20 protein-coding genes and 4 pseudogenes are annotated in these 23,540 nt (G+C 66.4%); 12 read left to right on the top strand and 12 right to left on the bottom strand.

Going from position 1 to position 23,540, the window contains the following annotated elements; all coding sequences use genetic code 11:
- Window positions 1-36: 36 nt before the first annotated feature.
- Window positions 37-1,674, bottom strand: coding sequence for an MFS transporter (locus SALPAC4_RS0117610; protein ID WP_020113527.1), 1,638 nt, complete (start codon window positions 1,672-1,674; stop codon window positions 37-39).
- A 62-nt stretch (window positions 1,675-1,736) separates the two neighbouring features.
- Here SALPAC4_RS0117610 and SALPAC4_RS0117615 point away from each other — a divergent pair, with 62 nt between their 5' ends.
- The 3 genes from SALPAC4_RS0117615 (at window position 1,737) to SALPAC4_RS26745 (ending at window position 5,197) form a co-directional block, all read left to right on the top strand.
- Window positions 1,737-2,360, top strand: coding sequence for a TetR/AcrR family transcriptional regulator (locus SALPAC4_RS0117615; RefSeq protein ID WP_019871434.1), 624 nt, complete (start codon window positions 1,737-1,739; stop codon window positions 2,358-2,360).
- A 448-nt stretch (window positions 2,361-2,808) separates the two neighbouring features.
- The gene (locus SALPAC4_RS0117625) at window positions 2,809-3,510 is read left to right on the top strand and encodes a hypothetical protein (protein ID WP_019871436.1); all 702 of its coding nucleotides are present in this window, start codon (window positions 2,809-2,811) and stop codon (window positions 3,508-3,510) included.
- Between the two features lie 892 nt (window positions 3,511-4,402).
- Window positions 4,403-5,197, top strand: a complete 795-nt coding sequence (locus tag SALPAC4_RS26745; protein WP_223874771.1) for a hypothetical protein — start codon at window positions 4,403-4,405, stop codon at window positions 5,195-5,197.
- 19 nt (window positions 5,198-5,216) lie between these two features.
- Here SALPAC4_RS26745 and SALPAC4_RS0117635 read toward each other — a convergent pair.
- Together SALPAC4_RS0117635 and SALPAC4_RS28585 are read right to left on the bottom strand one after the other, a co-directional pair.
- Window positions 5,217-5,417 (bottom strand): annotated as a pseudogene (locus SALPAC4_RS0117635) (IS481 family transposase); the annotation flags it as partial.
- A 93-nt stretch (window positions 5,418-5,510) separates the two neighbouring features.
- Window positions 5,511-5,696, bottom strand: a pseudogene (locus SALPAC4_RS28585) (hypothetical protein); the annotation flags it as partial.
- Between the two features lie 100 nt (window positions 5,697-5,796).
- On the opposite strand from SALPAC4_RS28585, the gene SALPAC4_RS0117640 reads away from it, so the two are divergent.
- The gene (locus SALPAC4_RS0117640; RefSeq protein WP_019871438.1) at window positions 5,797-6,549 is read left to right on the top strand and encodes a dienelactone hydrolase family protein; all 753 of its coding nucleotides are present in this window, start codon (window positions 5,797-5,799) and stop codon (window positions 6,547-6,549) included.
- A 35-nt stretch (window positions 6,550-6,584) separates the two neighbouring features.
- Here SALPAC4_RS0117640 and SALPAC4_RS25420 read toward each other — a convergent pair whose 3' ends face one another.
- Together SALPAC4_RS25420 and SALPAC4_RS28595 are read right to left on the bottom strand one after the other, a co-directional pair.
- Entirely contained in the window at window positions 6,585-6,896 is a 312-nt protein-coding gene (locus tag SALPAC4_RS25420; protein ID WP_027644343.1) for a hypothetical protein, read from the bottom strand.
- Window positions 6,897-7,175: 279 nt separating this feature from the next.
- Window positions 7,176-8,222 (bottom strand): annotated as a pseudogene (locus SALPAC4_RS28595) (RNA polymerase subunit sigma-70).
- A gap of 371 nt (window positions 8,223-8,593) precedes the next feature.
- Between SALPAC4_RS28595 and SALPAC4_RS0117655 the strand changes: the two are divergent.
- Together SALPAC4_RS0117655 and SALPAC4_RS0117660 are read left to right on the top strand one after the other, a co-directional pair.
- The gene (locus SALPAC4_RS0117655; RefSeq protein ID WP_223874772.1) at window positions 8,594-9,079 is read left to right on the top strand and encodes a DUF1579 family protein; all 486 of its coding nucleotides are present in this window, start codon (window positions 8,594-8,596) and stop codon (window positions 9,077-9,079) included.
- Window positions 9,080-9,610: 531 nt separating this feature from the next.
- On the top strand, window positions 9,611-10,084 hold the full coding sequence (locus SALPAC4_RS0117660) for a hypothetical protein (RefSeq protein WP_019871444.1): 474 nt from the start codon (window positions 9,611-9,613) through the stop codon (window positions 10,082-10,084).
- A 118-nt stretch (window positions 10,085-10,202) separates the two neighbouring features.
- Here SALPAC4_RS0117660 and SALPAC4_RS29155 read toward each other — a convergent pair whose 3' ends face one another.
- From SALPAC4_RS29155 to SALPAC4_RS28000, 3 genes are all read right to left on the bottom strand, one after another.
- The gene (locus SALPAC4_RS29155; RefSeq protein ID WP_080640918.1) at window positions 10,203-10,496 is read right to left on the bottom strand and encodes an HNH endonuclease; all 294 of its coding nucleotides are present in this window, start codon (window positions 10,494-10,496) and stop codon (window positions 10,203-10,205) included.
- Window positions 10,497-10,846: 350 nt separating this feature from the next.
- A complete protein-coding gene (locus SALPAC4_RS0117665) occupies window positions 10,847-12,133 on the bottom strand; it encodes an MFS transporter (RefSeq protein WP_019871445.1) in 1,287 nt (428 codons plus the stop codon).
- On the bottom strand, window positions 12,130-12,276 hold the full coding sequence (locus tag SALPAC4_RS28000; RefSeq protein ID WP_019871446.1) for a hypothetical protein: 147 nt from the start codon (window positions 12,274-12,276) through the stop codon (window positions 12,130-12,132). Before SALPAC4_RS28000 ends, SALPAC4_RS0117665 begins: the two co-directional genes overlap by 4 nt.
- A 162-nt stretch (window positions 12,277-12,438) precedes the next feature.
- Between SALPAC4_RS28000 and SALPAC4_RS0117675 the strand changes: the two genes are divergently transcribed.
- From SALPAC4_RS0117675 to SALPAC4_RS0117685, 3 genes and pseudogenes are all read left to right on the top strand, one after another.
- Window positions 12,439-12,990: a hypothetical protein gene (locus tag SALPAC4_RS0117675; RefSeq protein ID WP_019871447.1), complete on the top strand. Its 552-nt coding sequence runs from the start codon at window positions 12,439-12,441 to the stop codon at window positions 12,988-12,990.
- A 44-nt stretch (window positions 12,991-13,034) separates the two neighbouring features.
- A pseudogene (locus SALPAC4_RS29160) lies at window positions 13,035-13,314 on the top strand (transposase); the annotation flags it as partial.
- Between the two features lie 497 nt (window positions 13,315-13,811).
- Window positions 13,812-14,294: a glycine-rich domain-containing protein gene (locus SALPAC4_RS0117685; protein ID WP_223874773.1), complete on the top strand. Its 483-nt coding sequence runs from the start codon at window positions 13,812-13,814 to the stop codon at window positions 14,292-14,294.
- Window positions 14,295-14,427: 133 nt separating this feature from the next.
- Here SALPAC4_RS0117685 and SALPAC4_RS0117690 read toward each other — a convergent pair whose 3' ends face one another.
- Window positions 14,428-15,078 (bottom strand): response regulator, encoded by a 651-nt coding sequence (locus SALPAC4_RS0117690; protein ID WP_019871450.1) that lies wholly within the window; start codon window positions 15,076-15,078, stop codon window positions 14,428-14,430.
- Window positions 15,075-16,517: a sensor histidine kinase gene (locus tag SALPAC4_RS0117695; protein ID WP_033664760.1), complete on the bottom strand. Its 1,443-nt coding sequence runs from the start codon at window positions 16,515-16,517 to the stop codon at window positions 15,075-15,077. The genes SALPAC4_RS0117690 and SALPAC4_RS0117695 overlap by 4 nt, the downstream gene beginning before the upstream one ends.
- A 191-nt stretch (window positions 16,518-16,708) precedes the next feature.
- On the opposite strand from SALPAC4_RS0117695, the gene SALPAC4_RS0117700 reads away from it, so the two are divergent.
- The gene (locus tag SALPAC4_RS0117700; RefSeq protein WP_027644260.1) at window positions 16,709-17,401 is read left to right on the top strand and encodes a GNAT family N-acetyltransferase; all 693 of its coding nucleotides are present in this window, start codon (window positions 16,709-16,711) and stop codon (window positions 17,399-17,401) included.
- A gap of 260 nt (window positions 17,402-17,661) precedes the next feature.
- Entirely contained in the window at window positions 17,662-18,921 is a 1,260-nt protein-coding gene (locus SALPAC4_RS0117705) for a hypothetical protein (RefSeq protein ID WP_018732940.1), read from the top strand.
- A gap of 21 nt (window positions 18,922-18,942) precedes the next feature.
- On the opposite strand, the gene SALPAC4_RS0117710 is transcribed toward SALPAC4_RS0117705, so the two are convergent.
- Window positions 18,943-20,571, bottom strand: coding sequence for a nitronate monooxygenase (locus tag SALPAC4_RS0117710; protein ID WP_019871453.1), 1,629 nt, complete (start codon window positions 20,569-20,571; stop codon window positions 18,943-18,945).
- A gap of 322 nt (window positions 20,572-20,893) precedes the next feature.
- Here SALPAC4_RS0117710 and SALPAC4_RS0117715 point away from each other — a divergent pair, with 322 nt between their 5' ends.
- The gene (locus SALPAC4_RS0117715; protein ID WP_019871454.1) at window positions 20,894-22,282 is read left to right on the top strand and encodes a hypothetical protein; all 1,389 of its coding nucleotides are present in this window, start codon (window positions 20,894-20,896) and stop codon (window positions 22,280-22,282) included.
- Between the two features lie 174 nt (window positions 22,283-22,456).
- On the opposite strand, the gene SALPAC4_RS0117720 is transcribed toward SALPAC4_RS0117715, so the two are convergent.
- Window positions 22,457-23,284 carry a peptidoglycan-binding domain-containing protein gene (locus SALPAC4_RS0117720; RefSeq protein WP_019871455.1) on the bottom strand — a complete coding sequence of 276 codons (828 nt, stop codon included), beginning with the start codon at window positions 23,282-23,284 and terminating at the stop codon, window positions 22,457-22,459.
- Between the last annotated feature and the right edge of the window lie 256 nt (window positions 23,285-23,540).

Below are 23,540 nucleotides of genomic sequence, written 5' to 3' on the forward strand. Positions count from 1 at the left end.
CGCCTGCCTACCTCTGCGCTCGGGGGTGTGCACAGCTCAGGGTCGGTGTTCCTTGACGATCTCCGCCGGACGGTCCTGAGGATGAACGCCGGCGTCAGCGCTGGTCGCAGTGCTGGTGTCCGCGCCCGTTGCAGTGCTCGTGTCAGCGCCGGTGTCCGTGCCGGTGTCCGGGCGCAGGTGCCGCAACATGATCGCGGTCAGCACGGCCATGATCACCATGATCACCGCTCCCGCCCCGGCGGCCAGGCGCATGCCCTCGGTGAACGCCTCCCGCGCTTCCTGCAGGAGCGGGCCGCCGAGCTGTGCCGGCAGGTGCATCGCCACTTCCATGGCGCCACCGAGGGTGTCCCGGGCGGCTTCCGCGGCGTCGGAGGGAAGGCCTGCGGGGACGGCTGTGTCCATGCGGGAGTGGTACACGGCCGCGCCGATGCTGCCCAGCACGGCGATGCCCATGGCGCCACCGAACTCGGAGCCGGTCTCCGACAACGCCGATGCCGCGCCCGCCGACTCGGGCGGGGCCGCTGCGACGATCATGTCCACGGCCAGCGCGCCGACCGCGCCCGACCCGCCCACCAGCAGGATGAAGCCCACGCCGAGGGCGAGGAGGGAGTCCTCCACGTACACCTGGGTCAGGACGGCGAAGCCCGCCGCCATCACCCCGATCGCGCCCGCGACCACGTACCCGGGGCGCACTCGGCGGACCAGCAGCGTGCCCGTCGTCACGGACAGGACCATCGCGGGGGCGATCAGCAACGTCCACAGCGCGGCAGTCAGCGGACGCATGCCCACCACCAGCTGCATGTACTGGGTGCCGAAGAAGCCGAAGCCCACCAGGGCGAAGATGCTGAACACGTTCGCCAGGACCGACATGCTGAACGCGCGCCCGGCGAACAGCTGTACGTCGATCAGCGGATCGGTCAGGCGGCGCTGGCGGCGTACGAAGATCGTGCCCACCACGAGGCCGAACAACGCCGTCAGCACCGGCAGCGGCGCGAAACCGTCCTCGGCGAGGATCTTCACGCCGTAGACGACCGGCAGGACGGCGGCGAGTGACAGCGCCGCGCTGAGCAGGTCGAACCGGCCCGGATTCGGCGCCTTGAACTCCGGCAGCAGCAGGGGGCCGAGGATCAGCAGCACCAGCATCACCGGCACGTTGATGAGGAAGACGGAGCCCCACCAGAAGTATTCCAGCAGCAGGCCGCCGAGCAGCGGGCCCAAGCCGGCGCCGCCCGAGAAACCGGCGGTCCACACGGCGATCGCCGTGCGACGCTGCCGGTCGTTGTGGAACATGTTGCGAATCAATGACAGCGTAGATGGTGCCAGCGTGGCGCCGGCGAGGCCGAGCACGGCGCGGCTCGCGATCAGCATCTCCGCGCTGTCCGAGTACGCCGCGAGCGCCGAGGCGACACCGAACGCCCCGGCACCGAAGAGGAGAATCTTTCGCCTGCCGATCCGATCGCCCAGGCTACCCATCGTGATCATGGAGCCGGCCAGCAGGAAAGCGTAGATGTCCATGATCCACAGGAGCTGCGCACTGCTCGGTGCGAGGTCCGCGCTCAGGTTGGGCAGCGCGAAGAACAGTGCTGTCATGTCCATGGAGATCAGCAGCGTGGGTATGACCAGCACTGCGAGGCCGATCCACTCGCGCTTGCCGGCCATCGTCGTGTCAGCCATGGCGGCGACTATACATTTGTATTATATGTTTGTATAGATTCTCGAACGGTAAGATGGCGGCCATGGGACACCGGGAAGCCCTGCTGGTAGGCGCCAAGATCTGCCTCTACGAGCGTGGCTACGGGCGCACGACCGCCCGCGACATCGTTGCCGCCTCCGGCGCCAACCTCGCCTCCATCGGGTACTACTTCGGCTCGAAGGAAGCGCTGCTCACGACGGCGATCATCGAGTCGTTCGCGGAGTGGGGTGTCGAGCTGGACGCCGTCATGCAGTCGCTGTCGTGGAACACCACGGCGGAACCGATCGAGAAGTTCGAGATGGCCTGGGCCCGGCTGATCGACTCGTTCGTCACCCACCGTCCGCTGTGGGTGTCGAGTGTCGAGGCGTTCGCCCAGGCGGAGCACATCCCCGAGCTCCGCGAGCAACTCTCGGCGAGCTTCGAGGAGACCCGGGCCGGCATGGCCGCGATGATCATGAGCGTCGCCGAGAATATCGACGAGAGGTCCGCGCGCAACATCGGCTCGCTCGTGCTCGGACACCTGCCCGGGCTCGCGCTGCAGTGGCTGCTGGACCCCGACCGTGCGCCGACCGGTGCGGACCTCGCCGATGCGATCCGGACCATTCTGCAAGGCCTCGACAGCGGCACCACGGACGTCGGGGTGGGCATCGCCGCTCAGGGGAGCTAGTACGACAGCCGCCGTTCGTGAGGTGACCTCGGGTCCCGTGGGAAGGGGGACGGCCACCGCATGATTCCGGTGGCCGTAAGGGTAAGGCGTCCCGAGCTGTCCGGCGTGCGGGATGGCAACTGGCGTGCTCGGTAGTGACATTGGGGGCCAGAAGAAGTCGATCTGTAGAGAGGGCCGAAGACGTCGGTGACCTTCCACGTTGCTCTCCTGCTCGGCAGCGAGGACACGTGTGCCGACCGACCGGCGACGATCTTGCATCAGGAGGGCGAGCTGAACGGGTGGGACTTCCGCTTGCCTGCGCGGAGTGCGGGGTCGCCGGATCGGCGCTGGCCAGGCATGATCTTCTACGCACCGGACCCGGCGGATCCCTACCTGCGCCACGAGATCTGCCGGTAACCCGGCCTAACCGGCTGGGCGAAGTCTCCGCCGCGCCCTCTAGGAGAACACCTTGCACTGCACGAGATGCGGAATCGAACTCGAACGCCCCGGCCAAGGCCACACCTGCCGGTCCTCGCCGGCTCCGCCCGCGCTCAGGACCATAGGTTGGAACGTCGCAGCCGGGTTCGTAGCCGGGTTCGGCATCCTCTTCGCCCTGGCCGCCATCGCCGCGGCCGTCCTCGGCAGCACACTGAACGACCAGGCCCGGCCGCTGCCCCCGTCCGGCACCGGCACAGCCAATGGCTTTGTACTGGCCAACCTGATCCTGCTCGCCGCCATCATCGGCCTGGTGATCAGCGCGCTGATCTGGGCCCGCGGCACCCGCCAGCTGGCCGAGGCGCACGGCTCCTCCGGCCGTTCGTACAGCCGCCACTGGGGCATGCGCGTCTACTCCTCCTGCCTCTTTCTCAGCCTGGCTCTGGCCTGGCTGGCCACCGACCGAACCGCCCCGGCGGTCGTGTTCAGCCAGGCGACCCTGCAAACCCTCGGCGCCGCCGCGCTGGTCGGGGGCGTACTGCACAGCCGGGCGCGGATCCTGCGCCTGATCGCCCAAGCCAACCGAGTCGGCCCCGGACACTACTCGCCGGTCGCCGGGGGAGACCCGGCGTGGCCGATGTCACCCACTCCGACCAGCGACGACTGGAACGCCAGCCAATGGGACCCCGATGTGCTACGCGACATCGAATCCAGGCGTCATCGCAACAAAACCTGATCACATGGGGCCCGACGCCCAGTGGCCTACGGCTTGAAGCTACTTCGAAGACAGCCACTGATCGAGGACGAGTCGAGTCCTGATTGAGCGGGTGAGCCGGTGGGTGACCAACTGGGTGACAATCGAGTAGCACAACGCTGGACGTCCACGGACTCCGCTGGAAAGTTCCGCAGCTCAGTGGTGGTCACGTGGCGGGTCAAGCTGCCATGACCATGCGTTCACACCGAAGAGGTCACTGGCTCGACTTCAGGATCGCCCACGTTGGATATAGGCAGGTAAGAGGGCCGGTTGGAGAACTCCAGCCGGCCCTCTTGCTATCCGACGGTAGAGATCATGAGTCGCCTGTGAGTCGATGCTGCGGAGCCCCTGGCGGCCGACCGTCTGCTAGTCCAGCCTTGTAGCCGGTCTCGAAGCCCGACAGCAGCGCATCCTCCAGTTCGGCGGCAAGCTGTTCGCGCAGGTGAACCTCCGCGGGCGCGAATCCCCGTCACCTGATCGCGATCACTAGGCGACTAATGGCAGTTCCATAATCGACAAGTAAAGATGGTTATGGTATTTGCACCTTTTGCGACTTGTGCAATATCCGACACGCGTAGGCTGTGATCTCCTAGCTCCAGAAGAAGAGTGTACGGGATTCAAAAAAGATGACTGTCAGTCAAGTAAGAACAAATATGTTCAAAACGCCCAGCGAGAACCATCGGCGCGAGTCAGAGGCACTAAAGTCCATTCTGATACATAAAAGTTTGTCGAATTTTGGACAGCGGCGGCACGCTCCGAACATTGAGCCTCAGGAGTACGGTGGCCAGTGGCTGGCAGTGGCTCGAAATTGTCGATTCGTCAATTTCGGATCGCCGAATATTTGGCATGGATCATGGGAGGGGATGGGTAGACGATGAGACTCGTCGAACTCGACAGAAGTGCTGTGACCGAAAGGCAGATTCAGGAAACAGACGAATACAGGGTAATGTGCAAACGCAATGACCCAGCCCGTGTCCTCACGGCTTGCATTCTCTTCCTTCGCGGTGACTTTGGATCACTCGAGGAGGCTATCGCGCAGGCGAAGCTACAGAGGGAAGTGGCCCACACCGCCGAGCGAGAATTAGTAGTGAAAAAAGCGACGATGAAGTGGATTCCGTCAGGATACGTGGGCGAAATAAGATCCACGAACAGCTTCGTCAACCTCATCAGCGGCAAGGGCGGGGTTAATCTCTTCAACAAAAGCGCCGAAATGAACTGCTGGGAAGCGGTGATCGTCGCAGCATTTTTGAACAACATCAAGGTGAATCCCGACAAGCTGAAGAACCTTTACACCGCTGACGGATCGAACAATTTCTCACCGGCACTCGTTCAATACCTGGCGAAACGCCAGCACGACTACGCTACAGGGTCTCTACTGTCGCGCCCCGTCATGGGTGACGTTGTCATGTTCTCCGGCCTGAATCATGTAGCGCTGGCAACCGGCAAAATCCTACAATGGCCAGAACGAAAAAAGTTTCCGGAAAAGGCCGGAGGTGCGCAGGTGATTAGCTTCTGGCCGGCGCCGTTTGTTAAGGGGTACTTTAAGCCAGGGAAGGTGGCCACTGTGGACTTAGTCACGGTGGAAGGTATCCACCAGTGGATACGTGAAAGGGGCGAGAAAGCGATGAATGTAACCTTCGGCTGCCCCAATTGGCGAGCTCTCATTTGATCAACTAGCCGTGTGGCCTCTGGTGGAACCGTTCGACCTTGCCGGTCGTGGTAGGTGATCGAGGCTTGGTGAGCCGGTGGGTGACGCCGTTCTCCCGGCAGATGACGCAGAACCGGGAGTAGTCATCCACGCCGGTGACGACCTTGGCCTCTCGCCCGTTAGCGAGCATGCCACCACCGACGATGTCCATCTGCCACAACTCCATCGGCCGACTGACTTCGGATCAGGCCCGATCCGACCGGCGTCCCGCCAGTTCGCACCGAAGAGGTCACTGGTTCGATCCCAGTATCGCCCACGCAGGTAGAGGCCCAAATCACATAGATGATCTAGACCTCTCTCCGTTCCTGAGTGACCAACTGAGTAGCCAGGCCTTCACGGCCTCGAAAATTTCATCCATGGCGGCCGCCCCTTGAAGCAGGATTGGCCGGAGTTGGTGCCGGTATACCTTCTCCGTGACAGTGGCGTCAGGATGACCGCACAACTCCGCGATCTCTTCCAAAGGTCAGGGACTTGGAGGGGCTTCCTTCTTGGTCTCGGCTGATCTGCCACTGGCGAAACATCTGCCGGACCGGTCTCGACGATCGCTATAGTCCGGCTTCATGACGTCCATCACGACGAGAAAGGTCGAGTACCCGGCCGACGGCCTGACGATGATCGGGCACCTCGCCCTACCCGTTGGCTTCGACCGCCGGCCAGCGGTCCTGGTCGGACCCGAGGGGCCGGGGCTCAACGACTTTCAGCGCCGCCGGGCCGACGCACTCGCGGAGTTGGGGTACGTGGCGCTGGCCTTCGACATTCACGGCGGACGCTGGTTTACCGACCCCCAGGAGATGCTGGCACGCCTTAATCCGCTGCTCGCTGACCCCGACCGGATGCGGGGCATCGGCCACGCAGCGCTTGACGTGCTGCGCGCCGAACCACGGACCGACCCGGACCGGATCGCCGCCATCGGCTACGGCATCGGGGGAGCCATCGTGCTGGAACTCGGCCGCGACGCCGCTAATCTGCGCGGGATCGCAACGATTAACGCAATGACCACCGGCCGGCCGGGCGAGGCGGCGCACATTCGTTGCCCGGTGTGGGCCGGGGTCGGGTCGGAGGACCCGATCGTATCGCCGGCCCAGCGGGACGCATTTGCCGCCGAGATGCAGGCCGCGGACGTCGATTGGCGGCTCGTTGTCTATGGCGGTGCCCTGCACGCCTTCCACCACCCATCGATGGGAGCTGACCAGACTGTGCTCCCCGGCGTCGGCTACCACCAGCGGCACGCGCAGCGGGCCTGGCTCGACATCGTGGCCCTGCTGGCGGAGTGCCTTCACGTGCCGGAGGACGTTGCTCCTGGACGTGGGTGACAGGTCCGGGCTAGACGAGCTTATGTTCCTGATGTTCAGGCTGTCTCTTGGAGGGCCTGCACGAGAGTGTGGAGGGTGCCGTAGAACTCGGTCTTTGGCCAAGGCGGTGTCTCCGGGGCGCCTTTCCAGGTGAGGTGGATGAGTGCCCAGCGTTCGGGAAGCTGAACGAGGATGTCGTCCGACGCCTCGGATCTGGCAACGATCCCGGTGGGCTGGCCGTGCAGCGGGTGGCCGGGTGCCACCTCGATAAAAAGTTCGGTGTGCAGGGCTTGCCGTTGCTGTCGTTCGACCGAGTCGTCGCCGCGTAAGTCCCACCACGGGTCGGCGAAGGTGGATTGTTTGTCCACGGCCTCATTCTTGCGCACGTGGCGCGGAAGGCTGATCCGCCACGACCCGGTTGCCCGGACGCGGCGTGGGGCGACGGAGAGGCGGGAGCGTGGGCGTAGTCGGCGGTGGTGCTGCCGAAGCGCGGGTGCGGCGTGGTCCGTGAGGTGACGCCGCAGTGGCGGCCGACGAGCGGCTCGAGGCCCGCATGCCGCCCTGGCCGACGGGCTCACCGCGCTCAGACGCTGGCCAGGTGCCGCCCCGAGGGGCATCCCGCCGGTGCGGGGTGCCCCTTCGGCGGTTCAGAGCGAATCGGGCAGGTTGAACGAGGCGAAGACCTCGGGGGAGAAGGCGGTGATCTCGGCGATCATGCCTTCGTCGATTCGGAAGACGTTGAGCACCTGCGGACGGTAGATCGCTTCGCCGGGACGACGTACGTAGCCGGCGATGGCCGGTTGCCCGTTGGCGTGTGCCGGTAGGGCTCGCCATGTCCCGAAGTAGGCCGGCGAGGCCGGATCGAACTGTGCGACGAGAACTGCGACGAAGACGTCGCGGCCGACGATCCAGAGCGGGTCCGGTGGCATCGTGACCCGCACGTCCTCGCGGAGCAACTTCGCGAAGTTTTCGGCGTCGGCGTTTTCGAGCGTTTCGATGCAGCGCTACAGGAGGGCGCGCTCGGCCGCTGCCGGGTCCGCCGCGGGGCCCCAGTCGCTTGGCCGAGGCGGCAGGCGGTCCTTCAGCGTCGCCCGTGCGCGCTGCAGTGCGCTGTTGGCGGACGCGACGCTGATGTCTAGCATCGCGGCGGCCTCGATGGCGGGCCAATCGAGGACGTCGCGCAGGATCAGCACCGCCCGCTGCCGCGGGGGTAGGTGCTGAACCGCCACGAGGAAGGCGAGCTCGATCGTTTCTCGCGCCATGATCTGAGATTCGGGCTGCCGTTCGGCCGGCGCGACGGGTTCGAGCAGGTGGTCGGGGAAGGGCTGCAGCCAGGGGACCTTGTCGGTCGGAGGTGGGGGAGTGGACGGTCCAGCGCTCAGGGCTGGCTGGCGGTGCGGAGCTGGTGTGCGGGCATCGCGTCGGAGGAAGTCGAGGCAGACGTTGGTGGCGATGCGGTAGAGCCATGCCCGGACGCTGGAGCGTCCCTCGAACGTCTCACGTTTGCGCTACGCCCGCAGGTAGGTCTCCTGGACCAGGTCCTCGGCGTCCTCGAACGACCCCAGCATGCGGTAGCAGTGGACGTGCAACTCGCGTCGATGCCGCTCGACGAGGGCCGCGAAGTCGTCCTCGTCGTTGAGGATGGTGGTGGACCGCTCTGCGCCGGGCTGTGACGCGTCTGCCCCGGTCGCCATCTGTCCCTTGTCCTCCACTGCGGACCACATTTCCGCAGCACCCTATACCGCGGCAGGGCCTCGGTGCCGGCACCGTACGCGAGCTCACGCAGTCGTACTGGGACTACTTCGGGTGGGGCGCCGACTTTGGCTACGTGATCATCGCCGGGCGTAAGCCCTGCGCTTGAGCGTTCATCCCACCGATCCCGCATCAGCTGGGTGGATGGCCGTTCCTTCGCGATCGCCTCCGAAAACCGATGAGTTGCCGGCGGCGCCGACGTCAGCCGACGTCATAAGAGACGTGGCAGGTGCACCCGGTACCGGCCCGATCTCGCGATCGCGCTGGTGCCGTGCCATTGGCCATCCGTACTGGTGGATGTAAAGGAGTGATCATGTCTGAAAACGAGCAGCAGATGCCGCCGCAGCCGGACCCAGCGCTGCGGCGCTTGGACTACCTCGTGGGCACCTGGAAGCTCAGCGGCAAGACCGAGGCCGGCCCCATGGGCCCGCCGGCCGAGCTGTCGGGCACCGAGACCTTCGAGTGGCTGGAGGGCGGCTTCTTCCTCGTCCACCGGTGGAACTGCGTCATCGACATGGGGCCGGCGGGCAAGGTGCCGGACGTCGGGTACGAGTTCCTCGACTTCGACCCGGAGACCCAGAAATTCCGGTCGCACTATTTCAGCAGCTTCGGGCCGTACAACGAGCAGCAGAGTCACTACATCGGCGGGTTCGAGGACGACAAGCTCGTCCTGGTCGGCCCGGCGAAGTACGTCCGCAAGCTCAACGAGGACGGCTCCATCAGCTACGACTGCGACTTCCCGCTGCCGGACGGCAACTGGGTTCCGTTCATGCACGCCACCCTCACGAAGGTGTCCTGACCCAACCTTGCGCGACGGGTACCGCGCGATCAGTCACACCCCGAACGATCGCGCGGTACCCGCCGGGCGTGGGGTACCGGCCCGGCACGCCGCGATGCGCCGCCTCGGCCGCCGCGGGGTGGCGGCTCCTCCCGGAGCGGCCGCCAGGCTTAACCTCGGCACGGAGGTGAGCACGAACCGACCTGGCCGTGCCCGGGCGGAGGCGTCGGCCGTGTCTGGGGCCTCGCCGGCGACGGGCTCGCCGAGGCGGGCGACCCGTGCCCCGTCGCGGGACAGCCGGAGGCGCCAGGAATGGCTCTCGGTGGCGTGGTGATCGACAACGGCGGGTTGGTGTGGCCAGGCAACCGTGGTTGCGCAAAGGGTGAACTGGCATTCGTCGAAACCGTCGAGGTCACGATGAAAAGGGCTCACTGGCTGAGCATATGCGACGGCGCCAGATGGCGTCGGCTACCGCAACCGAGGCGAGATAAATGACGCTTGATCTCGCCGGGCGTCTGGCGGCTGGATCTGGGCTGCGATCATAGCCCTGTGATGTTCTGGACCCGGCCGTATGAGGATCCGATGCGGCTCTTCACCGGCACACTAGCAGTGCTCGGTTCGTCATTCTTTGCGTTCACCGCCTTCCAAATGGCCGCCCGATGGCAGGAGGTTCCGTTCGCTGCGGTGTCGGCCTTCACCGGATTCGCGGCGGTATGGCTTACCTTCGTATGGCGGCTTCACCGTACTGCGCTAGTGGTCAGCCGATCGGGGGTTCGGGTGCGCTGGCTGTGGCGAACGCGCACGGTCGCATGGGGGCAGGTTCGAGGGTTCTACAGCGGTCCCGATTGGCTGGTTCCGGAGCGGCTCTGGTTGCAGCTCTACGATGGAACCAAGGTTCGCACGCCGGTTCGGAGACACCGCGCTACCGTTAACCGCCTTCGCGACGGTGGCACGGTTCTTGCATCGGACCGCTACGAGGGGCTGCTTGCCGATCTCGAGAGATGGAAAGCGGGCGGTCCTCGTTAAACGCCCTCGCCCGGCAGTTTTGGTTGCACTCGCCGGCTGTGGACAGCAACGACGACAGCCGGGCTCGGGTGGTTGGCCACGCTCTGTAGAAGCCGTTTCGCCCAGATGAAAACGGCTTCTACGGCTTAACTATGGAGCATAGTTCTTCCATGGTAAGCCAGGGCTTGGCGCGATGAATCATGCGGTGGCAGTTTGAGCAAATAAGTGCCAGGTCTTCGAGCTTGGTCTGAGTCGGACCGGAAACATGCAACGGTGTCCGATGGTGGCACTCGATGTAGTCGGTGCCGCGAGTTCCGTAGGTTCGGGCAAAGTTGAATCCGCAGACTTCGCAAGCGATAGTCAGACCTTTACGCTTCGCGTCGGCAATCTTGGCGCGTCGGATTTTGGGGTCACGATCGCGGCGTAGGTGCATGTGCTACCCCGGCGGGATTGCGGAAGTCTGGTCCACGCTGGTCTAACGGATGGATGGCGGGCGTCTGGAGAACATTGGACAGCTCCTTCACCCGAGTGTCAGTTCAGTCGGGTGATGTCGGCGAGCGTCACGCGGTAACGGTACGGCGCCGGTGTGACAAGTAGCCGAGCAGTGCTCGGTATCCGCAGTGGATCGAGCGGCACGGCAGCCGAGAGTTGCTGCCGCAGGTTCGCTACTGCCGTTCACTGTGTTCCGGAAGATGCACGGAATGATCAGGAGCGTTGCTCGCCGGATAGGGGCGTATGCCCTGGTGAAGGGCGGTCGCATCGGCAAACGTACATCGCGTTTCGTCAAGAGAACTCAGACACGCGACACTCGCCCGTACTCGACGTCGCCGCCTGCCTCTCGCTCTCCTCCCAGCTGCGGAGGCTACCGATCGAGGCGAGGCACAGCACCGTCGCGACGGCGAAGAACCCGCCTGCGATCGCGAATGGCATGCGGTAGCCGAAGCCCGAGGCGAGTAAACCACCTGCGCCCGCTCCCACCGCGAGACCGATCAGGCCGATCAGTCGCCCCACCGACCCGACCCGCCCCATCATCGCGGCGGGAGTGGCCCGTTGGCGCACCGAGGTGGCCATGATGTTCCAGACGGCCGCGTGCGCGATGTAGGTGGCGAGTGCGATCGCCACGACGACGACGTTGGTCGACAGCGAAATCACGACGAACGACACGGCGCCGACGATGAGCGCGGCGACGATGGACCACCCGTAGCCGATCCGTTCGCGCAGCCTGGCGGCGACGAAGCTACCGAGCAGTCCCCCCAGCGCGGAAAACGAGAGCAGCAATCCGTAGCCGGTCGCGTCTAGCCCCAACTCGTCGCGCGTGTAGAGGACGAGGTAGGAGAACGGGATCATGTAGCCGACGCAGGCGATGCCGCCGACGACGATGAGCAGTCGTACGACCTGGTGCCGCATCGCCCACACCGCGCCCTCGCGGATATCTGCGAGGATGCCGCCGGGCGACTCGCCCGGATCAGCCGGAGCGACGACGTAGCGACCGCGCAGCTGCCAGTAGGCGAACCCGGCTGCCAGGAGGGCAACGACGTTGAGTGCCGAGGGAGCGAAGGCGGCCATGGCGAATAGGAACCCGCCCAGCGGCGGGCCGACGAACTCGTCAATGACCAGCTGTGTCCCCGCGATCTGCGAGTTCGCTCGGTCTAGCCGCTCCGGGGGCACCGCCTGGGGCAGTACGGCGACCGTCGCGCTGTCCGCCAACGTCTCGACGATGCCCATCACGGCGTAGACGATGTACAGCGCGACGATCGGTGCGGCGTCCAGGAGTACGAGTAGCGTGATGACGGCGAACATCCCGGCGCGGGAGAAGTTCGCGAGGTAGAGCAGGCGGCGGCGGTCGCTGCGATCAATGAGCACACCGATGCCGAGAACCGAGAGGATGCGCGATAACGAGTACGCGATCGACAGGCCGGCGACCGCGACCGGGCTGTCGGTGATCGTTGTCGCCAACAGCGGCAGCGCGATGAATGTGACCCCGTCAGCCAGGTTCGACGACGCGTTGCCGAACCAAATCCGGCGGTAGTCGGCGCCCAGCGCTATTCCGCTCCTGCTGCGTTCGTTCACCCCCGCCGCCCCAGGTGGTCGTCCACGGTGGGCGAAAAGACCCGGCAGCCCGGACCTGTCGCGCCGGCAACAGTGGCGTGGAGATCCGGTAGCGGCTGGTGCTTGAGCTCGAGCACCCAGTCCAGGCATTCAGCGAGATCCACAGCCGTTCACTCTAGGGTTGGAACGGTAGGTCAGCTGCGGTAGCTGGGCGCTCGTGCGGTGACCGTGGCGGTGGAGTTGCTGGCGCCGACGAGGACCTCGTGGGGCGAGGAAAGGCGTGGCCAGGCGGTGCGAGATTTGACAGCCTGCTTGTCATGCGTCCGATGGGCAGCCGTGATCTCGACGAAGCCGTGGCCGAGATGGTTCGGGTACTCACACCGCACGCGCGCGCGGACTGGCGACGCCAGGCCGGCGAGCTCGACTGGAGCTGCTGGGAAACAGCCGCACATGTCGCGCATGATCTCCTTGCCTACGCCGGGCAGCTCGCTGTCCTGCCCGACTCCGCCTACCTTCCGTTCGACCTGGTCGTCAGCGACAATGCGTCTCCCCACGACCTGCTGCGCGTAGCCGCCGGAGCGGGAAGGCTGCTCAGCGTTGTGTTGGCGGCGTCCGACCCGTCGGTGCGAGCCTGGCACTGGGGCCCGACCGATCCGAGTGGCTTCGCGGCGCTGGGCGTCAACGAGACGCTGGTGCACACCCGGGACATCACCGAAGGGCTCGGCATCGACTGGCAGCCGCCGGAAGCTCTCTGCCGTGCCGTACTCGCCCGGCTCTTTCCCGGCGCGCCAGCCGGGGATCCGGTCCAGGCGCTGCTCTGGTCCACCGGCCGTACTGACCTTCCTGGCCGTCCTCGACCCACCTCCTGGGTCCCGTAGGCCGACGCCGGACAGCAAGCTGCCGGATAGCGCCGTTCACGCCGGCCCTGCCCGGGGCGTCGTGGCCGCGGTGCCGCACCCACTACCTGCGGAATCTGCTGATGAAGGTGCCGAAGTCGGCGCAGCAGTGGATCGCCGCCCTCGCGCGGAGGATCTTCAACCAGCCCACCGGCGCAGCTGTCCGAGCGCAGTTCACCTGGGTCGTTACCGCGATCGAGGCAAAGTCCCGGCCGCCGCCGAGCATCTCGATCAGGTTCGTGACGACGTACTGGCCTTCACCGATTTCCGCGCGAGAGTTGGCGCCAGTTCTCACGCTCATCGCCGCTAACACTCCGCGGAGTGTCACGCAGGTCCTGATGCCGATAGATCAGGTGGCTTCCCGTTGGGCTTGCAAGTGGTGACGCTCCGCCTCCGACGATCTCGGCGGCGTCTGCGGTGGCCAGGAACGCTACCCGGGCAGGTGACGCGGGACGTTCGAGTAGAGAGTACTGTCGATGGAGGGAGGGTGCTGGTTGTAGCGGTCGGCGCCTTCACCCAGATCGCTGCCGGGGAGAACTGATGCCTGCACCGGTACGCACCATGGTGGACTCGCGGTTTGATGTTGAGCTGCCACAGCGGCGCGAAGCCCGCGACCTGACCTTGCGACAACTGGAAGTCGCATTCCGCTACGGCCAAGGCGCTTTCCACCAACCGGAAGCGAGAAACAGCGGGCCATGCCGCGCTGCGCACGTCTCCACTGCCCAAGTTACCGAGCAGCCCCTGTCGTCCTTGTAGATTTCCGGCCGTAGCTGACGGCCGGGCCGGACAACGAAGGAGTGGACATGTCCACGACAACGCCCAAGCCCACAGTCGCGCTACGGCAAGGCGCCTCACTGGTTTCTCCCGACCTGTTCGTTCGGTTAACTACTCGGATCGCTAAGGACCACCCGGATTTGCCGACGGGTATGGCGGATCGCATCCTGGACCAGGCCCTGGCTTTCCTTGGCGCCGCCGCCGTCACCACCGTGCCGATCGGCCCGTCCGACCTGGTGGACATCGGTTGGCACACGTTCATCCTGTATACGCGCGACTACGCGGCCTTCTGCGATCGGGTCGCGGGACGCTTCATCCATCACGATCCGGAGGCGGGTAGCGAGAAGCCGACCAACCCAGACGGTGGACCTGTCCTATTGTCCCAGGCGATCGACGCGATTACCGCCGCCGGCTATCAGGTGGACTCGGCGCTGTGGAACACCACCGCCGACTGTGTTTCCTGTAGCTCGTGCCGGCCTGGAGGCGGCGGCAACGATATACCGACATACTGAACGCATGTGCCCGTGCTGACTGCGGCGGCCACCAGCGCCAGGTCGCCCCGACAATTTCCAGCTGCTTGCCCACCTCGGGTCACCTGACCGCACCTCGTCGCCCCGGGCCGGCCTGGTCGTGCCGAACTGTCGGTCAGACCAGGTCGGCTTGGTGGGCGACGATCGCCGCCTGTACGCGGTTGCGGGCACCCAGCCGGGTGAGCAGCGTACTCACGTGCGCCTTGACCGTTCCCTCGACCAGATACAGCCGATCGGCGATCTCGGCGTTGGACATTCCCTTGCCGAGAAGCGTCAGCACCTCGCGCTCCCGATCCGTCAGGGCGCTCACCTTGTCCCGGGCGCCGGCTTCCGCGCTGAGGCGACCGGCGGCCAGCCGGGTGAGGACCCGCGACGTGACCCTCGGCGACAGATAGGCCGCCCCCTCGGCAACCGCCCGGATCCCGGCGGTGAGCTCCCTCGGGTCGCCGGATTTGAGGAGGAAACCGCTGGCGCCCTCGGTGATGGCGCGGGAGATGTAGTCGTCCTCCCCGAAGGTGGTCAGAATGATCACTGCCGTGTCCGGCACCAGCCGGCGGATCTCGGCGGTGGCGGCGAGCCCGTCCAGGCGGGGCATCCGGATGTCCAGCAGCGCCACCGCGGGCCGGTGCCGCCGTACCAGTTCCACGGCCTCGTGGCCGTCGCTGGCCTCCGCCACCACCTCGATGCGGGAATCATTGGCCAGGACGGCGCAGACGCCGGCCCGGATCAGGGCCTCGTCATCGGCCAACACCACTCTGATCGTCATCTCACCGCGTCCTTGGCGACCAACCGGTCCTCATTGAAGCAGAGCCGATACGTTGCGCGGGCCACCGGGAAGCTTCCGTCGGTGTAGAACTCGCACCGGGCGCCGTTGGGGGTGGGCGGGAAGGCTTCGTTCCGCCGGTCCGGGGTCTGGCGCGTGGGTAGCACCCCGGCGAGCGAGGTGCGCGTGTCGCCGATGGAGATCCGGGCGTAGTCCCCATCGGGGAGTGTCGAGTTCAGCGCGACGTACGGGTAGTAGCCGGTCGCCACCAGGGCCAGGACCGCCACCGGCGCAGCCACCGCGACCCCGAGCCGGCGTCGCAGTCGACGCTGGGCCTGCTGTAACTCGCTGGTGACGGCCACCTCCTCGTCGGCCGGCGGTACGGCATGATGCGGAATCCACGCCTCAACGGCGAAGCTCCCATCCGGGCGATGCCCGGCACGGAGGGTGCCACCCACGAGGCGTACGCGTTCGCGGAGCCCGACCAGGCCGACCCCGAGGCGGTCCGGTTGTCGGGCGCCGGGCAGCAGCCCGGCCGGCGGCGGATCGTTGACCACCTCGGCTGTGGTGGCGTCCGGCGTGTGTCGGAGGGTGATGTGTACGGCCGCCCCGGGCGCGTGTCGGGTGGCGTTGGTCAGGGACTCCTGGACGAGCCGGTAGACGGCCCGGTCAGCCAGCTGCGACAGGTCGTCGGAGGGACCCGTACGGGAGAGCGTGGCCGTCACGCCGGAGTCGCGGGCCCGGGCCACCAGATCCTCCGGGGAGTGGTCGCCTGGGGTGAGGGGCGCCGCGGTGCCGTCCCCGTGCAGTAGGTCGATGGCCTCCTGCAGCCGGTCCGTCGCGTCGGCCGCGCTCTTTCGCACGTCGCGCGCGGCGGCCCGGTGGTGGGCGGCCAGGTCGGCTGCGGTCTCCAGCGCGCTGGCCCGTAGGGCGAGCAGGGCGAGTTCGTGCCCCAGTGAGTCGTGGATCTCCTGGGCGATGCGGGTCCGCTCGTGTAGTCGTGCCTGCGCGGCCACCATCTGCCGCTCGCGCTCCAGCTGGGCGGCCCGCTCCCAGCCGGCGTTGACCAGCTCGGTGTGCTGCGTTTGGTAGCGACCGACAAGCCACGGGAAGGCGCCGCAGCTGAGCAGGGTGACCACGAGCAGGAACAACTGGGCCGGGGCCGTGTCGAGAACCACCAGGTTGATCAGGGTGCCGCCGACGGTCAACAGTAGGAGGACGACCACTGCCGGGGCGATCCGATCGGTACGCCGCCCCGCGAGGTAGCCCATGACCGGGATGCCGAACAGGAAGTTGCCGTCAACCAGGGTGCCCGCCACCACGAGGACGGCTGACACCAGGGGCAGCCGGCGACTGAAGCCGACGACGACGGCCAGGGTGGCGCACCCGGTCAGGAGCGAGCCGACCGCCGCGTGGCTGATCTGGTTGTAGGCGACCGGCATGCTGAGCGCGGCCCAGAGCAGGGTGTCGAGGATCCACTCCCGCCTCCCACGCGCTGCGCTCACATCGCCCCCATGCCAAGCCCGCTGCCATTGAGGACAGGGTAGCCAGCATGAGCGTGGGCCCGGGTCGCACCGACCGAGCGTCTCGACGGAACCACGTCGTGAACAGCTTTCCGCCTATGGTTCACGGCATGGAGAGAAACCGGTACGGCCAGCAGATTGGTGCGCCGGTTCCGCACTGGTCAACCCGTCCACTGCCAGGACGCGGAACGCTGGCAGGACGGTACGTGACGGCGGAACCAATCAGTCTGCGTCACGCAGATGCCCTATTCGCAGCGGTTTGTGGACCAGAAAACGGGGCGTTGTGGACCTACCGGCCCGTCCCTCAGCCAGAGAACATCGCGGAGTTCGAGGAGAGGGTATTGCGCCCCCTCGCTGAACACCCTGAGTGCACCTCCTTTGCGTTCGTTCCTGCGGGTGACCGCGCATCCGGGCTTGCCACTTTCTCCTCCTGCGCGCCAGACACGGGTGTAGTCGAAATCTCCGGGGTCCTGTGGGGACGGTCAATGCGGCGGTCGACCGCCGCGACCGAGGCGATCCATTTGATGCTCCGTTACGTCTTCCAGCGACTGGGGTATCGCCGGGTGGAGTGGAAGTGCGACAGCCGCAACGAGCCGTCGGGTCGAGCCGCGCAGCGGCTCGGCTTCACCTACGAGGGGCGGTTCCGCCAGCACATGATCGTCCGGGGCAGGAACCGGGACACCGACTGGTACTCCATGCTCGATACGGAGTGGCCAGCGATTCGTGCCAGGAACGAACGGTGGCTTGACCCGAGCAACTTCGACCAGAACGGCCATCAACTCCAGCGGCTCGAAGAGATCTAACTCGCCGGCAGCAACACGAGAGCTTCTTTCGCGTATTTCCTTCGCGTTAGCTGTCCTGTGGGCCTGGTGTCGGTTTAGCTCGAGGGTGGGCCGCTACCGCCTGTCTGGTAGCTGAGGAACACGCCACCCTCGTGTCCCTTGCGGTGGTGGGTTCCTCGCCGTTCACGGGGAAGGACATCGAGACCGCAATGCCATCTCATCGACATGCCTATAGCTCTACCCGCACAGACAGGCGGCCCCCACGGTGGTGGGCCGTCGGGATGGCGGGGTTGACCGGCCTGGCGTTCACCACGGCCGCTCTGGCCACCGCCGCCCACGCTCAACCGAACCAGCCCGTGCCCGGCTCCACCGCGGCGACCGACGCGGAGCCCGCGCCCGTCACGACCGCCCGGGATCGAGTCGGCACCGGTACTCCCGTCACGTGTGACGCCGATGCGTTGATCGCCGCGATCACGTCTGCCAACGCTGCGGGCGGCGGCGTGTTCGACCTGGCCAAGGAGTGCACCTACCTGCTCACCGCCGACATCGACGGTGCCGGTCTGCCCGCGATCATCACCCCGATCACCCTCAACGGCGGCAAGAACACCACGATCGAACGCGCCGCCACCGCCGCCGACCAGTTCCGGATCTTCACTGTCGACTCCGGTGGCGACCTCACCCTCAACCACCTGAAGATCATCGGCGGCCAGACCACCACGGCGGGCACCGATGGGGGCGGCATCCTGGTCAACGCGGGCGGGGGTTTGACAGTCAGCCACAGCGCAGTAACCCGCAACATCGCCGGTGGTAATGGTGGCGGCATCGCCAACAACGGGACCACCAACGTCAAGCGCTCGATCGTCAGCCGTAACACCGCCCCGCTGGAAGGGGGCGGCATCTACAACACGGGCGTACTGACCGTCAACGAGTCTGAGGTCAAGGCGAACACCGGCACCCTCGCGGGAGGCGGTATTGGGAGCACGGCCGGAACGGTCGAGGTTTCCAAGAGCTCCATCTCCGGCAACTGGTCCGATCAGGGAGCTGGTCTCTTCATCGTTGATGGCGGAATCGGCTCGGTAACCGGCAGCCACATCAAGAATAACTCCGCTGCCGATGCTGGTGGAGGTGTCTTCCTGCTGGGCCAGTTGACGCTGCAGAAAGTCGTCCTCGCCGGCAACACCGCCGAAACCGGTGCCGGCCTCATTGTCGACGAGGAGTCCACGGCCGACATCACGGGCAGCCGCATCGTCGACAACACCGCCGGCGCCCAGGGCGGGGGCATCTATAACGCTGGTATGACCACGGTTACCGGCACCAAGCTCGATGGGAACCAGGCCGACACGGGTGGTGGTGTCCAGAATCTCGCGGCAGCGACGCTGACCTTCTTTGGCTCAATGGTCACCGACAACCTAGCTGTGACCGACGGCGGGGGCATCGTCAACGACGTGGGTGGGACCGTCACCCTGAACACGGCCACCGGCACCATCGTTATCAGTAACCGTCCGAACAACTGCGTGAATGTTCCCGGCTGCGCCGGCTAGCGACCCGGAGTGGGTCAAAGTTCACCCGGGCCCCGCTCCTGCCGGATGCGGTAGGGGCGGGGCTCCGTCGTGCGGTGGCTCACCAGAGCTACGGCGCGCCGCCGGATTCGCTGCTGACGCCGCTGTCGAGGGCCTGGCCCTCGCTGCCGCCGCCACCTCTTCCACGGAGGCTGCTGGAAGACCCCACCGTAGAGCACTGCGCGTGGGGCCGGTGCGGTCAGCTACCGGAATGGCCGCCGCGAGCAGATAGTGCAGCACGTCGGTCGCCGCGTAGTCCTCCCCGAAGCGCCGGTGTAGCTCGGTGAGGACGCCGATGTCCTGGCCGATGGTGATGATCGGCGGCTCAGTGCCGTCGCCGGCGCGTCGTTGGCCCAGCCCGATCGTGCCCATTAGCCCGTTGCACAGGCAGCGGCTACCCGTGGTGTCCTCCGCCGCGCCGCCCTTGCGGATGTAGTCGTCGACCGGCTCGGCCGGGCACCGGAAACCGACCCGACCGGTCGGCCGCAGGTACGGGGTGCGCAGATAGCCCAGATCGCACCGGCGAGCGCGGGCCTGGTAGATGCCGTCCTCGGCGGCGGTGCCCTCCAGCTGGGCGATCTTGAAGGGGAAGCCGGTCGGGGAGGCGACCGGATCATTCTGGATCGCGAGCTGCCCGTCGGTGGCCCGCTGGAGTAACTGCCGCCGTAGCTGGGGGCTGATTCCGGATTCCCGGCAGAGGGCGAAGGCGGTGCCGACCTGAACACCGGTGGCTCCGGCCGCCTGGACGGCGGCTACCCGCCGCGGGTCGGCCTGGCCGCCGGCGACCCAGAACGGCAGCCCGGCTGCGGCTACCTTGGCCAGGTCGATCCGGTCCCGCTCGCCGTAGACGGGTTCACCGTTGTCATCGAGGACCAGCTTGCCGCGCGGTCGCGCGGAGTGGCCGCCCGCGGTGGGCCCTTCGAGGACGAAGCCGTCGGGGCAGGTACGGGGGCTGCGGGCAAGGTAGCTGACCAGGGACGCGGCGGAGACGATCGCCAGGAACCGCGGCCGTGGGAGGGGCGGTAGTTGCTCGCCGGTCAAATCAGGCGGGTTGAGGGCGACGGTGTGGGCTTCCCCCGCCGCGCTGCCCTCGACAGCGACGGGCAACTGGACCGGTCGGTGGTGGGTCAGGGCGTCGATCAGAGACGGGATCTCACTGGGCAGGCCGGCACCCATCAGGATGTAGTCGACCCCGGCCAGCATCGCCCCGTACACCGCGGCGGGGGTGGCGAGTTGGATCTTCTCCAGGTAGTTGATGCCGACGACGCCGCTGTGGCCCTGCTTGGCCAGGTAGACCTCGACGAAGTTGGCGACCACGGCCAGCTCGTTCGCGTGTCGTCGGGGCCGCATGCTCAGCAGTGGTGCCGGTCGGAACGGTTTGTCGGCGGGGATTCCCCCCGGTACGAAGTAGCGGTCCAGCACTCGTTGGGCGACCTCCGGCGCGGGAAATGCGCTCAGCGCCTGCCGGAGCGTGCCGTCCTCGTCGCCGAGCTGTAGCCGGCGGGCCAGTGACGCGTCGAGTGCTACCCCGGACACCACCCCGAGCTGGCCGGCGGCGGATACGGCGGCGGCCAGCCGCCAGCTGGAGACACCGACGCCCATCCCGCCCTGAATGATGATCGGAAGTTCCACCCTGTTTTCCTGCCCTTCAGCCGGCCTGTCGGCACTGGCAATCCTGTGGTCTGCCGGGCCGGGGGCGACAGGGCATTTGGTCCTGTAATCAGGTGGGCCAGGTCACGAAGGGCCCTGCGGCCGGAGGCCGGACCCCGGGCGGGCGCCGGCCACGCACCGCGAACCCCTTGTCTGTTTTAGGAGTTTCTTCGGATTCATGTTCGGTTGGGGTCAGTGTCGGTTTAGCGTCTGAGATGGCTGCTACCGCCTGCCTGGTAGCCGAGGAAGCTGGCCTGGGTCGGCTCTTCCTCGCCGTTCACGGGGGAAGGACATCGACACCGCGATGAACCAGCAGCATCACACCCACGAAACCGGGGCCGACCGCTCAGGCGAACGCCGGGCGCGGTCGCGCTGGTGGACGGTCGGCCTGGCCGGGGTAGCCGGGCTGGCCCTCACCGCCGTCGGCGTCGCGACGGCTCCGGCCGCCGGCGCTGCCGGACGCGCCGCCACCAGCGCCGAAACCCAGCCTGGGGGCAGCCACCGGGACAACGGCAAGTCCACGCATGAGGACAGAAACAAGGGCGACCGGGGCAAGGGGAAGAAGGCTACGCCGAAGGGCACGCCGGTCCCCTGCGACGCCGATCTGCTGATCGCGGCGATCACGTCCGCCAACGCCACCGGCGGTGGCGTGTTCGACCTGGCGAAGGACTGCACCTACCTGCTCACCGCCGACATCGACGGCGCCGGGCTACCCGCGATCATGACCCCGATCACCCTCAACGGCGGCAAGAACACCACGATCGAACGCGCCGCCGCCGTCAACGATTTCCGGATCTTCATCGTCGACACCGGTGGTGACCTCACCCTCAACCGCCTGAAGGTGACCGGTGGACAGACCGACGGCAACGGTGGGGGAGTCCTCGTCAACGCCGGGGGAGCGTTGACCACCAATCACAGCGCCATCACCCGCAACATCGTCCAGGGTGACGGCGACGGCGGCGGCATCGCCAACCTGGGCACCACCCGGATCAAGCACTCCAAGGTCGACTGGAACACCACCAGCGAACAAGGCGGTGGGATCTTCAGCACCGGCCTCTTGGAGGCCGTCAAGTCGCACATCGACAACAACACCGCCGACACCGGTGGCGGTATCTACCAAAGCGGTAGCACCGTCACCGTCAAGGGCGGCAGTATCTCCAGCAACCAGGCCTCCGCGGGCGGAGGGCTGTATCAACTTGGCGGAATTGGCGGGCTGACCGGCACCAAGGTCGCGAAGAACACCGCCAGTGGAAACGGTGGCGGTATCCGCGTCGGCGAAGGCGGGCAGCTGACGCTGCGAAAGGTCAGCCTCACCGACAACTCCGCGCTGTCGGGTGTCGCCGGTGGCTTGTTCGTGGAAGGTGCCGAAGTGCTGGACACCATCGCTGTCATCGAGGACAGCCTCATCAAGAACAACACCGCCTTCGACATCGGTGGAGGGATCGACAACTCGGGAGTAGCCGTGTTGCGGAACACCAAGGTCATCGGAAACCAGGCCAACGAGGGCGGCGGCATCTTCAACTCCGGCACGTTGACGCTCTTCGCGACGCAGGTGGTCAAGAACATTGCGGTCACCGACGGCGGGGGCATCTTCAACACCCTCGGCACGGTTGAGCTGAACACCGCCACCGGCACCGTGGTCATCAAGAACCGACCCAACAACTGCGTGGACGTCCCCGGCTGCGCCGGCTGACACTCCGAGCAGAGAACCAAGGGTTCCGCCCCACCGCGAGCACGCGGTGGGGCGGAACTCCGTTCCAGTCACCTTGGCGATGACCGTAGCCCGCGCCTGAACCTGCCCTGTCGTTCCTCGCCGCGCGGGCGGTGACCAGCGCCGTGCTGCGGCGCTCCCCGACCGGCCGGATGCTCACCGAATCGGATTGCGGTAGGCGGCATCCCACGTCTTGCGGCCCAGTAGCCCGTCTCTGCTGAGGCCCTGATCCGCCTGGAACGCTTTGATCAGCTCTCGGTGCTCCGGGCCGTACTTGCCGTCGTGGCCGTTCCGGCGGAGGTACCGCTTTCCCCTGCCAGCGGGCCAGCCTCGGCGGGTGAGCTGTTTGGTCCACATTGCTAGCCACTGTCGGTCCGATTTTCCGTTGAATTTCCGGCGGTAGTAACCTGACACCGACCGATCTCCTCCGCTACGGGAGCCAAAGTAGTAGCCGCTCGGCAGCGGGAATGACACGGCTGGCCCCGGTGCGGGTCGGACCGGGGCCGGCTTTTCGGGCTTGACCGCTCCCGGTTTGCCGAGCTGGTCGAGCCGCCAGTTCGTGCCGCGCACCGTGTCGGCGGCCTGGGTGAAGTCAGAGTTCACGTGGCAGTGGGTCGTGTGCCGGTTCGAGCCGGTGTAGGTGTGGGTCGTGAAATTGTGCCGGCGGTGCCAGATCCGGCCCCGGTAGATGATGTACCGCACCCACCACAGGGCGCCGGAGCGGGCAAGCTTCACCCACAGCTGTACGACCTGTTCCATAGTGACCCCGTCCGGGTCGCGGAGGTCGGCGTCGAAGTCTCGGGCCCGTACCTCGTCAAGGTTGTCGCCGTCGCGATACTCCGGCCGGCCGGTCCGGTCCGGGTTGTGGCTCGATGGGGAGCTCTGGTGGGAGGTATCGCCGATCGAGCCGTCCGACCTGGTGTCCCGCTTGGGGAATCGCTTGTTGAGTTGATCACGAGCTTCATTCAGGTTCGGTACCACCATCCATGCCATCGATTTTCACCTCCACAACTGGCCAGTCGGTCTGCTCGGGGTCTAGCCATGGATCCGGGGTCTGCATCCCGATGTGCTGCTCCGGGTCCTCGTTCGGGACCGGGTGCGGGTTGGTGGCGGACATGACCCTCCCCTCAATTGAGATGCAATTTGATCGGTGGGTAAGCCCAGCGCTTGCAGCGCGATCGGCGAGATTATGATTCCTCCATGAATCACGATCTCGACAATTTATGTCGGCCCGCCGGTG

It is taken from the genome of Salinispora oceanensis (genome assembly GCF_000383575.1).
GTDB lineage: Bacteria > Actinomycetota > Actinomycetes > Mycobacteriales > Micromonosporaceae > Micromonospora > Micromonospora oceanensis.